This window comes from Pseudoalteromonas phenolica, from assembly GCF_001444405.1.
GTDB lineage: Bacteria > Pseudomonadota > Gammaproteobacteria > Enterobacterales > Alteromonadaceae > Pseudoalteromonas > Pseudoalteromonas phenolica.
The window spans coordinates 675,261-689,877 of sequence record NZ_CP013187.1; the positions used below are offsets into that span (position 1 = coordinate 675,261).

A 14,617-nucleotide genomic window follows, 5' to 3' on the forward strand; every position below is an offset into this window, starting at 1 on the left:
AAAATGACAGATCAAATCCAAGACGAAAATAAACTCATTGCTGAGCGTCGTGCTAAATTGGATACAATTCGTGAGAATTGTGATGCCAATGGCCACCCGAACACCTTCCGCCGTGAAGACTATACGGCTGATCTACAGGCTAAGTTTGGTGATAAATCGAAGGAAGAGCTTGTTGAGTTAGACCATCAGGTATCGGTTGCAGGTCGTATCCTTGCTAAACGTGGTCCTTTCCTTGTGTTACAAGACATGAAAGGCCGTATTCAAGCATATGCATCAAAAGACGTGCAAAAAACGCTTAAAGAAAAATATGGTCAACTAGATATCGGTGACATCATCGGTGTGTCTGGTCCACTTCATAAGTCAGGTAAAGGCGACCTTTACGTAGACATGGTTCAGTACGAGCTACTGACTAAGTCACTTCGTCCGTTACCAGAGAAGTTCCACGGCCTAACAGACCAAGAAGCTAAGTACCGTCAGCGTTACGTTGACCTAATCACCAACATGGACACACGTGAAACTTTCCGTATCCGTTCAAAAGTGATCGAAGGCATTCGTCGTTTCTTAGCTGAGCGTGATTTCATGGAAGTTGAAACGCCAATGCTTCAGGTTATTCCTGGTGGCGCAACGGCGCGTCCATTCGTGACGCACCACAATGCATTAGACATCGATATGTACCTACGTATCGCGCCTGAGCTTTACCTTAAGCGTCTAGTCGTAGGTGGTTTTGATCGTGTATTCGAGATCAACCGTAACTTCCGTAACGAAGGTCTTTCAACGCGTCACAACCCAGAATTCACGATGATCGAATTCTACCAAGCGTATGCTGACTACAACGACCTAATGAATTTAACTGAAGACATGTTACGCACTGTTGCACAAGACGTTCTTGGAACAACAACCGTGATTAACACAGTTAAGAACGCTGAAGGCGAAGTGGTTGAGACGATTGAATATGACTTCGGTAAGCAGTTCGAGCGTCTATCTATGGCTGATGCCATCATCAAGTATGGTCCTGACGCTGAAGAAATCGCGCACATCTTCAAAGATCCTGAAAACCACTTCGACGAGCTAGTCGCTTACGCGAAGAAAGTACACGTTAAGATCCCAGAGAAATGTGTATGGGGTGCAGGCAAGTTCTTATGTGAGATCTTCGAAGAAACTGCTGAGCACAAGCTAATTCAACCGACTTTCATCACCGAGTACCCGTGGGAAGTATCGCCACTTGCACGTCGTAACGATGAAAACCCATTCATCACTGACCGTTTCGAATTCTTCGTAGGTGGTCGTGAGCTTGCTAATGGTTTCTCTGAGCTTAACGATGCACAAGATCAAGCTGAGCGTTTTGCGCGTCAGGTTGAAGAAAAAGATGCCGGTGATGATGAGGCAATGCATTTCGATGCTGACTACATTCAAGCGCTTGAGTATGGTTTACCACCAACAGCGGGTGAAGGTATTGGTATTGACCGTCTAGTGATGCTTTTCACTGACTCACCAACAATCAAAGACGTTATCTTGTTCCCGCATATGCGTCCACAAGCTGACTAATCTCGATTAAGTTTATCGATAAGAGCCTTGGCAAATGCCAGGGCTTTTTTTTGCCTAAATTTTTATCAATGCAATTAGCTCAAACAAAAACGGCTTTCTAAAGAAAGCCGCTAGCAGAATATATTACATATTATTAAAATACTTTTTCTATAGTTGGTGAGCCACCATCTGCATAGCAACGGCTAACTGCTGCATCGCGAGATTTACTGCTGTAAGTCATTTCCATCCAAAGGAAACTACCGTTGTTTTTTGAGCACTCGACTAACCAAAAGTCATAACCGTAAGCTTGTGATGGTGTAGACAAAGATGCTGTTACTGCAACAACTGCACCGAGTAAAATTGATTTAATTTTCACTGTTAATTTCCTTGTTTAATTATTTTAATTATCTAACTCTTTCAACGAATGCACTACCGCCAAGACTTGAACAGCGGCTGATTAGCGAGTTTACTTGAGTGCGGCTGTACACCATTTGGAAGAAAAGAGGTTTATTTGTTGCGTCGTCATAACATTCAACAAAATATGATTCATTTTCGAACCAAGCGCTTGCTTGCATAGAAGTGGCTAGGGTAATGGCAGAAACAGCGCCTAATAGGATTGCTTTAATTTTCATTTTCAAACTCCTTGATTATTTTTTGTATAAAGCGCTAATACAAATATCACTAGAGTTATTTAATTGTAAATAAAAAATTAATAATGTGTATTTTTTATGAAATATTTCATTAATTGATTAAAGGCATTAATTGAATTAAAAAGAGGGCTCGAATATAAGGTAAGACTTCCCCGGCTTCGCGGATGCTGATGTCAGCCCTTGAACCCTAAGGTTCAAGGCGGAGTGTAACAGCTCACCGTAGGCTTCTCGGTACATGCCAAGCTTGCGCAATAGTAAGCAAACTACACCCCTAGATAAAGTTTATCGGCTCAGGGACTTAATCTGCTGTCCTACGAGCTAGGGAATTAACTTCAGTATATAAGACTCGCAGCAGAGGTAAACCATAAATCAAAAAATATCAGTTCAACTGCTGGCAAATTAAACGCCGCTGCTGATATTAACAACAATTGCTTATACCCACACTTCCTCAAGATGGATGATTCAGAGCGCTGCCTTCTGTTCTAGTTCAAGGAAAAGGACGCAGCGAAATGACGCGTCTTTTCCAAGTTCTTTGACGATGAAATAGGACTGAAAGCACGCTCCCTTGGGCGAGTTTGATTGGCTTTCATACTGCGTTATCAATTTTTGATTTAGAATCACTAGATCTTCAAATCAATGCCTTGTCTGACAGCCAATCAATTCTCGCTGAATCTCGTATCTTTAGGTGGTTTGGGTATAAATGAAGCCCTTTAAAGACAATTGTTTGGAGTTGCTATACTGTGAGTGTTAGCATTAATAGCAATTAAATTAAGACGTACTTTTTAAATTGAGTATGTTCTTATAATGAAGATTCTTTGACGAGCATTAGCAATGACAGAAATGACCGATTACACACAAGCACAACTGCTGCTTGAAAAGCATGATATTTTCGTATCGCCTTCAGAAGCACACGGCACCATCAGTGGTTTGCTGGCTTGTGGCTTAAACATTGATGAAAAAGATTACCTGATCATGTTAAGTGACGTGTTTAACGACGGACAAAGTTTCTCAAATGAATTAAAAGGTCTATTTGGCCAAATGTTTACGCATGTTATGTCATGCTTCAACAGCGAAGAGCCAAACTTTGAGCTGTATTTGCCAAATGAAGACGAAACCCTACTAGATAAAGCCAATGCGCTAGTGGCATGGGTGTCGGGCTTTTTATTGGGTTTTGGCTTAAAGCAAAAAGACTATGGCAAGCTGTCGGCTGATGTCAAAGAAGTGATCAGCGATTTTAGTGAAATCACTAAGCTCGACACTGACTTCGGTGAAGAAGAAGAAGACCAACAAGCTTTCCATGAAATTGTTGAATATATCCGTGTTTCAGCACTGTTATGTTTTGCTGAAATGGGTAGAGAAACGGTTACTCCATCAAAGACGTTACACTAATGATCAGCATTCAAGAATTTGTTCAGCGCAGAAGCAAATTACTTGCGCAACTCGACAACCACAGCGTAGCGATTATTCCTGCAGCGGTTGAGCTCACTCGTAGCCGCGATACCGAATTCCCGTTTCGCCAAGACAGCGACTTTTTCTACCTAACCGGCTTTAAAGAACCTGATGCCATTTTAGTCTTGTCAAAAGACAAACAAGGTGAAGGTAAAAGCACGTTATTCTGTCGCAACAAAGATAAAACTGCCGAGATTTGGCACGGCCGCAGAGTGGGCTATGAAAGCGCTAAATCAGATTATCAGTTTGATGAAACTTATCCGTTGAGTGAGTTAGACGATGAGCTACTGCAGTTAGTGAATGGCAATCGCACTTTATTTTACGCGCAAGGTACTTATAGTGCGTTTGATGACAAGGTATGGGCTTTATTAAATACCCTGCGCGGTGCACCGAAAAAAGGCTATCGCGCGCCTGAGATCATCAAAGATACACGACCGCTTATTCATGAAATGCGTTTGTTTAAATCAGACGCAGAAATTGCCGTGATGCGTAAAGCGGGTCAAATTAGCGCTGAAGGTCATGTGCGTGCAATGCAGTTTGCCAAACCTGATGCTACTGAATACCAACTAGAAGCCGAACTTCATCATCATTATGCTATGAACGGCGCACGCTATCCGGCTTATGGCACCATTGTCGGCTCAGGCAATAATGCCAATATTCTGCATTACACAGAAAACAGCGATACTTTAAAAGCTGGCGACTTAGTGTTGATTGACTCAGGGTGTGAGCTTGAAGGTTATGCCGCTGATATCACGCGAACTTTCCCTGTGTCTGGTAAATTCAGTGAGCCACAAAAAACCATTTATGAGCTGGTATTAAAAGCTCAAGCGGCGGCATTTGAGCATGTGAAGCCAGGCGGTACTTTGGTTGCTGCTAATAAAGCGGTGATGACAGTAATGACCCAAGGTTTGATCGAGCTCGGTATTTTATCTGGCGAGTTAGATACACTTGTTGAAAAACAAGCATGCAAAGCGTTCTATATGCATGGTTTAGGTCACTGGTTAGGCCTTGATGTGCACGATGTGGGCGAGTACAAACTCGATGAAGCTGAAAGGCCATTCGCACCGGGTATGGTGTTGACCATAGAGCCTGGTTTGTACTTCGATGAAGATGCACAAGTGCCAGAACAATATAAAGGCATCGGCATTCGCATTGAAGACGACCTATTGGTAACTGAAAATGGTCACGAAAATCTGACCCAAGACGTGCCGAAAACCGTAGCAGAAATAGAAGCGTTAATGCAGCAGTAGGAGAATGCGTTGCAGCACTTTGATGTTGTGATTGTAGGCGGCGGTATGGCAGGGGCCACCGCTGCTTTGGCAATCAAAAAAACCAGCCCAACTTTGCAAGTTGCCGTGATTGAGGCATTTGCACCAAAAAGCCAAACACACCCCAGTTTTGACGACCGCTCAATTGCCTTGGCCGATCAATCTGTGCAGTATTTAAAGCAATTTAACTTGTTTAATGCCGACTGGCCGTTTGCCGAAGCCATTAAGCAAGTGCATGTGTCTGATAGAGGTCACTTTGGTAAAACGTCATTGCACCACCAAGACTATAAAACGAATGCCCTTGGTTATGTGGTGGAAGTGAACCCATTTGGTGCTTATTTACATCAACAATTAGCTAAAACTGACATTCAACTATACTGCCCAGCGGCCATTAGCGAATTAAAGCAAACACAAGACAGTGTTGAGCTAACCTTAAACGACGAAACTCAGTTAAGTGGAAAGTTATTGGTTGTTGCCGATGGTGCACAATCACCCACGCGTAAACAGCTCAATATTGGTTTTGATAGTCTGGCTTATGAGCAAGGGGCGCTAATCGCCAATATCGAAGTTGAAGGCGGTCATAGCGGCCAAGCGTTTGAACGTTTTACCGAGCATGGGCCAATGGCACTGCTCCCTATGACACAAAATCGCTACTCGCTGGTTTGGTGTATGCCAAACGTACACCTTGAACATTACAAAACGCTTGAACCAAAAGCCTTTATTGCTGAGCTGCAAGCTGCCTTTGGCTATCGCGCTGGGGTATTCAAACAGGTTGGTATGCGCGCACAATATCCGCTGGTACTAGGTCGAGTCGAGCAGCTGGTTCATCACCGTAGCCTATTAATTGGTAATGCCGCGCATGCGATTCACCCCATTGCTGGGCAAGGTTTTAATTTGGGTTTAAGAGACATTCAAGCCTTGGTTGAGCTGATTGCATCAAAGCAACATGCTTTGGGTGAACATGCCTTTACGCAAGCTTATAATCGTGCGCGTGCACAAGACATCAAAACGGTGATGACACTGACCGATGCGCTCGTGCGACTATTCTCAAACTCTTCTCGTTTAATGGCACTCGGTCGCAGCTGCGGTTTGCTTGCCATGTCACTGTCTGAAAATTTAAAAGCACCGTTAGCCAAGCAACTAATGGGTCATGTTATTAAAGGAAAAAGCTGATGCAACAAGCGCAAGTATGTATTGTCGGTGGCGGCTGTGTAGGCCTTACTTTGGCGTTAGGTCTGGCAAAAAATAACATTAATGTACACGTGATTGATGCGGGCAGTGAGCCTGCACCACTTACTGAGCAGTTTGCTAATCGTGTGAGTGCCATCAGTCTTGCCAGTCAAACGTTATTTTCTGAGCTAGGTGCATGGGATGATATTTTAGCGCAGCGCACCTGTGCCTATACGCATATGGATGTCAGAGATAAAGACAGTTTTGGCAAAATTGCGTTTAACAGCACCGAGCTAGATTTACCTGAGCTTGGCCACATCATTGAAAATGATGCCATTCGTTATGCGCTGTTTCAGCAGTTAAAACAGTATTCATCTGCAACGCTTAGCTTTAATACTCGTTATCAAGCTATTCATCAAACCGACACTGACGTGTTAATCACCTTAGAATCCGGCATGCCAGTTATGGCGAAGCTATTAGTTGCAGCAGATGGGGCAAATTCGGGTATTCGTACTCAGTTTAAAATGCCCATTACCTTTTGGGACTACGGCCACCACGCCATCGTCGCAACGGTTAAGACGCAAGAGACGCACAGCCACACTGCAAGACAAGTATTTTTACCAACTGGTCCTTTGGCGTTTTTACCGCTGAGTGATGAACTTAGTCAATCAATCGTGTGGTCAACCTCACCTGAACAAGCACAGCATTTGATGTCATTAGACAACGCTGAGTTTAATAAAGCATTGAATGTCGCCATCGACGGTCAATGTGGTTTATGCGAAGTACAAGATGACCGAGCAGTGTTCCCACTGAAAATGCGTTACGCCCAACAGTGGGTAAACGGCAAAATTGCGTTGATGGGTGATGCTGCACACACCATTCACCCGCTGGCTGGGTTAGGTATGAACCTAGGTCTTAAAGATGCGGCTCTATTAATTAAACTACTCACCGACAGCAAGCAAGAATTTGCCAGCACACGCGTGCTGCGTGAATACGAACGTGCCCGTAAACTTGATGCGCAAAAGCACATTGCCATGATGCAAGGTTTAAAAGAGTTGTTTGAAGGCGATAACCCGTTGAAGAAGCTGATCCGCGGTGTTGGCTTGAGTATGGTTGATAACTTAGGGCCGATTAAAACCCTGTTTGCCAAAGAGGCTGTTGGGAAAGGTAGTGCAAAATAGACCTACGAAGTAGGTTATTTTTGCGCAAGGGCGAAACGTGTCTTGAGGCTTGCGAGTGCGCGCAGCAAGACTAGCGTTGAGCGTGAGGCCTTGGATGGCCGAACCGGACCCAGGCTACATGGACGTAATATACTCACCAAACATTATTAAGACCGAAACGAAGTTTCGCAGCGCGAGGAGGTGAGGGTATGGATACCCGATGGGCGTAGCTACATGGATGTAATACAACACTAATCTATTTTTAAAATTGTTTTACAGTAGTCTTCAATTTAACTCTTTGTCGCGTTGGCGACAGCAACCAAAGGGCGGCTGCCGCCGACCGCCCTTTGGACTCCCACGGCGCCTCTCTATCACGCTAATTCTTCAAATAAATAATTGATGTGAACGTAAGCGGCTGAATAGTCCATCCATGGACTAAGTCAGCCTTACATTTCATCCATGAAATGAATTACTCATCAATTACTTATTTTCAGGCGTGATAGAAGGGGGTAGGGCGTAGCCTGTTAGATTGATATTCATTCTGTAAGCGCTGACTTTATGTCGCGCTTTTTGAACCATCACAAATACACAACTTGTTATCCTGACGAAGGTCAGGATCCAGTAGATAAAAATAGACCCTGAAATAAATTCAGGGTGACGGGTGAGCCGAACCACATTTATTAGCGCGGGGTAAACCCGCGCCTACAAAGCAAATTTTTACATCCTGTAGGCGCTGACTTTACGTCGCGCTTTTAGAATCATCTTGATAACTCGTAACTCGTAACTCGTAACTCGTAACTCGTAACTCGCAAACTATTGTACGCTTACCGCTTACCGCTTACCGCTTACCGCTTACCGCTTACCGCTTACCGCTTACCGCTTACCGCTTACCGCTTACCGCTTACCGCTTACCGCTTACCGCTTACCCCAATCTCAACTCAATAAACTCAGCTAACTTATCCACCGCATGCACAGATTCGGGTGAATTTTTTACCAAGCAAATACCAATTTGGCCTAGCTCGGGTAGGTTAGGGGTATGTGATTGGTAGTTTAAATCGCTTGGTACGGTGCTTTTGGCTAGCACGGTGACGCCTAGGTCTTCTTTAATCGCGGCGATTAAACCGGTTAAATCGGCGTTGCTGTAAACAATACGGTATTTTAATCCGGCTTGTTGAAGGGCTTCGATGGCGCGGCGGCGGTAGATACAGCCCTCAGGTGCGGTGACCAAAGTCACTACATCGTTCTTGGCGAGGTTTAAATTACCGACCCATACCAGTTGGTCTTGCATAAACACAGGGAACTGATCTGAATTAAGCTCTTCATTCAGTGCCAACACTAAATCGAATTGATCTTGGCGCGAGACAGACAACAAATGCTTACTCAAACGTGACTTCACTTCGAGGGCCACATCAGGATAAAGAGAAACAAAGTCGCCAATAATAGACGGCAGAATGCGCGCTGCAAATTCACTTGGAATACCTAGGCGCACTTTACCGGTCACACTTTCAGAGGTGAACTGCTGTAAAATGGCGTCGTTTTGTTGCAGCATTTGTTTAGCCAGCGGCAGCAAAAGCTCGCCATATTGATTGATAACTTGTCTTTGACCTTGTTTTTTAAACAGCCGACAGCCGAGCATTTCTTCGAGTCGTTTAATTTGTAATGACACCGCAGGTTGCGATAATCCCAGCAGTTCACCGGCCTTGGCAAAGCCACCTAATTCAACCACAGTAACAAATGTGCGTAAGCCGTCGTTCGATAAGTTCTTCATATTTAAAAAATCAATTTATAAAACCAAGTTACATAAGCATTATTTATCAATGTATAAATAAATACAATTTGTTGTTGCCCAAATGCACTCATATACTGCACAAATTAAAGTTTTATTAAGGTGTGGTTATGACATTTTCAGCCAGTATGTTTGCAAAACATCGTCAAGGCACAGCGCCTGCGCTAAACACATTAGTGTTAGACAGCGCACAATTGGTCTTAGACTTCAGTGGCTTCGAAACCACACCATTTTTAAACCAAGTTTTAGGTATTAATCTAAATAAACTATTAGCACCGGGTTTAGGCGTTAAAGGCCAACTGGCATCGGGTGCGGCATTTACGGTTTATTACTTCAGTGAAACGGCTTACCGCTTTGTGATTGAACAAAATCACGCTGATGAGCTACAAAATTTGGTCGAAGCCCACCACAGCGATTACGACATCGAGCTGGTGGCGCGTAAAGATTTAAGCATGAGCACATTAAGCGGTGAGCAAGCGTTTGATACCATTATCAAGCAGTTTGGCTTAACACCGGGTCTGCGTTTATCAGACGAGCAAGTGTGCTATGGCCGTCAAAGTGGTGAAGTGTTCGTTACTTCATTACTTTCAGACGACTTGCAGCAGTATCAGTTGATTGCCCAAACTGACACTCTGAATAAATGGCATCAACAGTTGCAAGAACAAGGCTTTAGCCTAAACTAGATTTCAAATAAAATTTGCTAAGGCACTCAATACGGGTGCCTTAGCTGTTATTGCATTAACCCCGCCTCGAAGAGGCAATCTTGTAGCCATACACTACAAGGTCAGTAATTAGTGAAGGAATGATATGACTTCTAAAACTGTACTACACGCTAAGCACGTAGAAGCTGGCGCAAAAATGGTTGACTTCCACGGTTGGGAAATGCCAATCAACTATGGTTCACAAATCGAAGAGCACAACGCAGTTCGTACTGATGCAGGTATGTTCGACGTATCTCACATGACAATTGTGGACGTTAAAGGCGCAGACGCAAAAGCATTCTTACGTAAGCTTGTAGCGAACGATGTAGCTAAACTAGAAGTACCTGGTAAAGCACTTTACACAGGCATGTTAAATGAAGAAGGCGGCGTAATTGACGACCTTATCATCTACTTCTTCTCAGACACTGAATACCGCCTAGTTGTTAACTCAGCAACGCGTGAAAAAGATTTAGCGCACATTGCTAAAGTTGCGGCTGATTTCGCAGTAGAAATCACTGAGCGTCCTGAATTTGCGATGATCGCAGTACAAGGCCCTAACGCAAAAGAAAAAACAGCTAAAGTACTTGATGACGCGCAAAACGCTGCAGTTGAAGGTATGAAACCATTCTTCGGTGTACAAGCGGGCAACCTATTCATTGCAACGACTGGTTACACTGGCGAAGCAGGCTACGAAATCGTTGTACACAACGATGATGCAGCTGACCTATGGCAAAAATTATTAGACGCAGGCGTCGCTCCGGCTGGCCTTGGCGCACGTGATACGCTACGTTTAGAAGCGGGCATGAACCTATACGGTTCAGATATGGATGAAACTGTATCTCCACTTGCTGCAAACATGGCTTGGACGATTGCATGGGAACCTGAAGATCGTGACTTCATCGGTCGTGAAGCGGTTGCTAAGCAACGTGCTGAAAAGAGCACACACAAGCTAGTTGGTCTAGTACTTGAAAGCAAAGGTGTTCTACGTGGTGGCTCTAAAGTTGTCGTAGAAGGTGGCGAAGGTATCATTACTTCTGGTACATTCTCTCCGACATTAGGCTTTAGTGTTGCACTAGCGCGTGTTCCTCGCTCAACGGGCGAAACAGCGCAAGTAGAAATGCGTAAAAAGTTAGTTGACGTTAAAGTAGTGAAGCCTTGCTTCGTGCGTAACGGCAAGTCAGTTATTTAATATTAATAAGGGCGAACCATCGTCCAGTTATTACACCGAACCAAAGGAACAAAAAGATGAGCAACATTCCTAGCGAGTTAAAATACGCGTCTTCACACGAGTGGGTTCGCGCTGAAGGCGACGGCGTTTACACTGTAGGTATCACAGAGCACGCACAAGAGCTTCTAGGCGACATGGTATTCGTTGAATTACCAGAAGTTGGTGACGAAGTTGACGCTGGCGAAGACTGTGCAGTAGCAGAGTCTGTAAAAGCAGCATCTGACATCTACGCACCTATCACTGGTGAAGTTGTAGCAATCAACGAAGACCTAGAAGATTCACCTGAAAACGTTAACAACGACGCATACGGTGACGGTTGGTTGTTCAAAGTTAAAGCGTCTGACGAGTCAGAGCTTGCGAACCTTCTTGACGCTGAAGGTTACGAAAACGCAATCGACGAAGACTAATTACTTCGTTGATCACAAAAGCCCCTCGTGGGGCTTTTGTTGTTTTAAACTTTTATAGTTTAATTTTAAAAAAGGTCCGTACTAAACCATACAGAGTACAGAACTTTTTCATCAACTTAGCGATAAGTTGATAAAGCTGAAGCCAGAGCAGTACCCGCAGCAGGAATCAGCACTAACCCCCTAAATTTTTTGGATCATAGGAATCTAGACTAATGTCAAACGCTAAATCTCTTGAGCAATTAGAGCAAAAGCAAGATTTTATCCGCCGCCATATTGGCCCTACACCGGCACAAGTGAGCGACATGCTATCGGCACTTAACGTATCAAGCGTTGAAGAGCTAATCACGCAAACAGTACCAGCTGGTATTCGTTTAGAGCAGGGTTTAGCAGTGGGTGAGAGCCGCACAGAAGTTGAAGCACTAAGCTACCTAAAGTCTGTTGCTAGCCAAAATAAAATCTTCAAATCTTACATCGGTCAGGGCTACCACCCAACACACGTACCGAATGTAATTTTACGTAACGTATTAGAAAATCCAGGTTGGTACACAGCGTATACGCCTTACCAGCCTGAGATCGCTCAAGGTCGTTTAGAATCACTATTAAACTTCCAAACGTTGACGATTGACATCACAGGTCTAGACCTAGCATCTGCATCTCTACTAGACGAATCAACTGCAGCAGCAGAAGCAATGGCCCTTGCTAAGCGCGTATCTAAAGCAAAAAAAGCAAACATCTTCTTCATCGCTGACGACGTTCACACACAAACAATCGACGTTGTAACAACACGTGCAGAGCAGTTTGGTTTCGAAGTGGTAGTAGGTCCTGCGGCAGATGCAGCTAACCATGAAATTTTCGGTGCATTATTCCAGTACCCAACAACATCAGGTGAAGTGGTAGACATCACTGACCTAATCGCACAAGTACAAGACAAAAAAGCGATTGCCTGTGTTGCAGCTGACATCATGAGCTTAATGCTACTTAAAGCACCAGGTAAACTAGGCGCAGACGTAGTACTTGGTTCTGCGCAGCGTTTTGGTGTACCTATGGGTTACGGTGGTCCACACGCGGCATTCTTCGCAACACGCGACAAGTACAAGCGTTCACTACCTGGTCGTATCATCGGTGTATCTAAAGACCGTTTAGGTAACGATGCACTACGTATGGCGATGCAGACTCGTGAGCAGCACATCCGTCGTGAAAAAGCGAACTCAAACATCTGTACAGCTCAGGTACTACTTGCAAACATGGCTGCGTTCTACGCGGTTTACCATGGTCCACAAGGCCTTAAGACAATTGCACAGCGCATTAACCGTTTCGCAAGCATCTTAGCGACAGGTCTTAAAGCGAAAGGTGTGAGCCTTAAGCATGACACTTGGTTCGACACAATCACAGTGGTAGCTGACAACAAAGAAGAGATCGTTGCACGCGCAATCGCGGCAGAGACGAACTTTGCAACAAACCACGCGGGTGAGTTCTCAGTATCTGTGAACGAAACAACAACCCGTGCAGACGTATTAGCACTATTCGACATCATCCTAGGTGAAGGCCACGGTCTTGATGTTGCAGCACTTGACGCACAAGTATCTGCAGACGACATCACAGGTATTCCTGCAAGCCTAGTACGCGACGACGAAATCTTAACGCACCCTAACTTCAACTCGTACCACAGCGAGACTGAAATGCTGCGTTATATCAAGCGTCTTGAAAACAAAGATTTAGCGCTTAACCACTCAATGATCTCGCTAGGTTCATGTACCATGAAACTAAACGCGACAGCTGAGATGATCCCAGTAACTTGGCCTGAGTTTGCAGAGCTTCACCCGTTCTGCCCACTAGACCAAGCGCAAGGTTACCAAACAATGATTGGTGAGCTTCACGACTGGTTAGTAAACATCACAGGTTACGATGCAGTATCTATGCAGCCTAACTCAGGTGCACAAGGTGAATACGCAGGTCTTATCGCTATTCGTAAATATCACGAGTCACGTGGCGAAGGTCACCGTAACGTTTGTTTGATCCCAAGCTCAGCGCACGGAACTAACCCGGCATCTGCGCAAATGGCAAGCATGAAAGTTGTGGTTGTTGCATGTGACGACGACGGTAACATCGACATGGCTGACCTTAAAGCGAAAGCCGAAGAAGTGTCAGAGAACCTATCTTGTATCATGGTTACTTACCCATCTACACACGGTGTATACGAAGAGTCTATCCGTGAAGTATGTGAAATTGTTCACCAGCACGGCGGCCAAGTTTACATGGACGGTGCGAACATGAACGCGCAAGTTGGTGTAACTAGCCCAGGTTCAATCGGTTCAGACGTATCGCACTTAAACCTTCACAAAACATTCTGTATCCCACACGGTGGTGGTGGCCCAGGTGTTGGTCCTATCGGTGTTAAATCGCACCTAGCGCCATTCATGCCTAACCACAGCGTTATCAACGTACCGGGTACAACTGAAGGCAACGGTGCAGTATCTGCAGCGCCTTACGGTTCAGCGGCTATCTTACCTATCTCTTGGGCATACATCACAATGATGGGCAGCCAAGGCTTAAAAGACGCAACTGAGATGGCCATCGTGAACGCAAACTACCTAACTGAGAAGTTAAGCGAGCACTACCCAATTCTTTACCGTGGTCAAAACAACCGTGTTGCACACGAATGTATCGTTGACTTACGTCCACTTAAAGAAGCGTCTGGCATCACAGAGATGGACATTGCTAAGCGTCTTATGGACTATGGCTTCCACGCGCCGACTATGTCGTTCCCAGTAGCGGGCACGTTAATGATCGAGCCAACTGAGTCTGAGTCTAAGGTTGAGATTGACCGCTTCATCGAAGCCATGGTTTCAATCCGTGAAGAAGTACGCAAAGTTGAAAACGGCGAGTGGTCTGTTGAAAACAACCCACTAGTATTTGCACCGCACACGCAAGCTGACGTACTTGGCAACGAGTGGGATCGTGCATACGACCGTTTCTACGCTGCATTCCCAGTGAAAGCAGTTGCTAAAGATAAGTTCTGGCCAACAGTTACGCGTATCGACGATGTACTAGGTGACCGTAACCTTATCTGTTCTTGCCCTGCAGTTGAGACATATGCAGAGTAATGAATGGTAGGTCGGGCTAATCCCCGACTTAGATTTTTGAAAACCGCCTTAAGCAATTAAGGCGGTTTTTTTGTGGGTGTAGATCGTCATTTATGGCGGCATTCTAATCCTGTAGGTCGTGCTTTAGCGCGACAGGTTTAAAATCAGCCTTCAATTTAACTCTTTGTCGC

Annotated in this window: 12 protein-coding genes and 1 other RNA gene; 9 read left to right on the forward strand and 4 right to left on the reverse strand. The window is 44.8% G+C overall.

The genetic code is table 11. From position 1 onward, the window contains the following. Positions 1-3: 3 nt before the first annotated feature. Positions 4-1,545, forward strand: coding sequence for a lysine--tRNA ligase (gene lysS / locus PP2015_RS03010; RefSeq protein ID WP_058028869.1), 1,542 nt, complete (start codon positions 4-6; stop codon positions 1,543-1,545). 133 nt (positions 1,546-1,678) lie between these two features. Here the strand turns inward: lysS and PP2015_RS03015 are convergent, their stop codons facing one another. The 3 genes from PP2015_RS03015 to ssrS form a co-directional block, all read right to left on the reverse strand. Continuing rightward, entirely contained in the window at positions 1,679-1,900 is a 222-nt protein-coding gene (locus PP2015_RS03015) for a hypothetical protein (RefSeq protein ID WP_058028870.1), read from the reverse strand. Positions 1,901-1,928: 28 nt separating this feature from the next. Continuing rightward, complete coding sequence (locus PP2015_RS03020) at positions 1,929-2,156, reverse strand: hypothetical protein (RefSeq protein WP_058028871.1); 228 nt, start codon at positions 2,154-2,156, stop codon at positions 1,929-1,931. Positions 2,157-2,319: 163 nt separating this feature from the next. Next, positions 2,320-2,502: non-coding RNA, 6S RNA (gene ssrS / locus PP2015_RS21560), on the reverse strand. Positions 2,503-3,005: 503 nt separating this feature from the next. Here ssrS and PP2015_RS03025 point away from each other — a divergent pair. From PP2015_RS03025 to PP2015_RS03040, 4 genes are read left to right on the forward strand one after another with little or no spacing between them, the layout of a single operon-like run. Then, the gene (locus PP2015_RS03025; RefSeq protein ID WP_058028872.1) at positions 3,006-3,563 is read left to right on the forward strand and encodes a UPF0149 family protein; all 558 of its coding nucleotides are present in this window, start codon (positions 3,006-3,008) and stop codon (positions 3,561-3,563) included. Next, positions 3,563-4,873, forward strand: a complete 1,311-nt coding sequence (gene pepP, locus PP2015_RS03030) for a Xaa-Pro aminopeptidase (RefSeq protein WP_058028873.1) — start codon at positions 3,563-3,565, stop codon at positions 4,871-4,873. Before PP2015_RS03025 ends, pepP begins: the two co-directional genes overlap by 1 nt. 9 nt (positions 4,874-4,882) lie before the next feature. Continuing rightward, entirely contained in the window at positions 4,883-6,064 is a 1,182-nt protein-coding gene (gene ubiH, locus PP2015_RS03035; protein ID WP_058028874.1) for a 2-octaprenyl-6-methoxyphenyl hydroxylase, read from the forward strand. Then, on the forward strand, positions 6,064-7,242 hold the full coding sequence (locus PP2015_RS03040) for an FAD-dependent monooxygenase (RefSeq protein ID WP_058028875.1): 1,179 nt from the start codon (positions 6,064-6,066) through the stop codon (positions 7,240-7,242). Before ubiH ends, PP2015_RS03040 begins: the two co-directional genes overlap by 1 nt. A gap of 901 nt (positions 7,243-8,143) precedes the next feature. Here the strand turns inward: PP2015_RS03040 and PP2015_RS03045 are convergent. Next, positions 8,144-8,989 carry a LysR family transcriptional regulator gene (locus tag PP2015_RS03045; RefSeq protein WP_058028876.1) on the reverse strand — a complete coding sequence of 282 codons (846 nt, stop codon included), beginning with the start codon at positions 8,987-8,989 and terminating at the stop codon, positions 8,144-8,146. 128 nt (positions 8,990-9,117) lie between these two features. On the opposite strand from PP2015_RS03045, the gene PP2015_RS03050 reads away from it, so the two are divergent. The 4 genes from PP2015_RS03050 (at position 9,118) to gcvP (ending at position 14,447) form a co-directional block, all read left to right on the forward strand. Beyond that, positions 9,118-9,690, forward strand: a complete 573-nt coding sequence (locus PP2015_RS03050) for a hypothetical protein (RefSeq protein WP_058028877.1) — start codon at positions 9,118-9,120, stop codon at positions 9,688-9,690. A 124-nt stretch (positions 9,691-9,814) separates the two neighbouring features. Beyond that, positions 9,815-10,897 carry a glycine cleavage system aminomethyltransferase GcvT gene (gene gcvT / locus PP2015_RS03055; protein WP_058028878.1) on the forward strand — a complete coding sequence of 361 codons (1,083 nt, stop codon included), beginning with the start codon at positions 9,815-9,817 and terminating at the stop codon, positions 10,895-10,897. Positions 10,898-10,953: 56 nt separating this feature from the next. Next, complete coding sequence (gene gcvH / locus PP2015_RS03060) at positions 10,954-11,343, forward strand: glycine cleavage system protein GcvH (protein WP_058028879.1); 390 nt, start codon at positions 10,954-10,956, stop codon at positions 11,341-11,343. A gap of 212 nt (positions 11,344-11,555) precedes the next feature. Continuing rightward, positions 11,556-14,447, forward strand: a complete 2,892-nt coding sequence (gene gcvP / locus PP2015_RS03065; protein WP_058028880.1) for an aminomethyl-transferring glycine dehydrogenase — start codon at positions 11,556-11,558, stop codon at positions 14,445-14,447. Positions 14,448-14,617 lie beyond the last annotated feature (170 nt).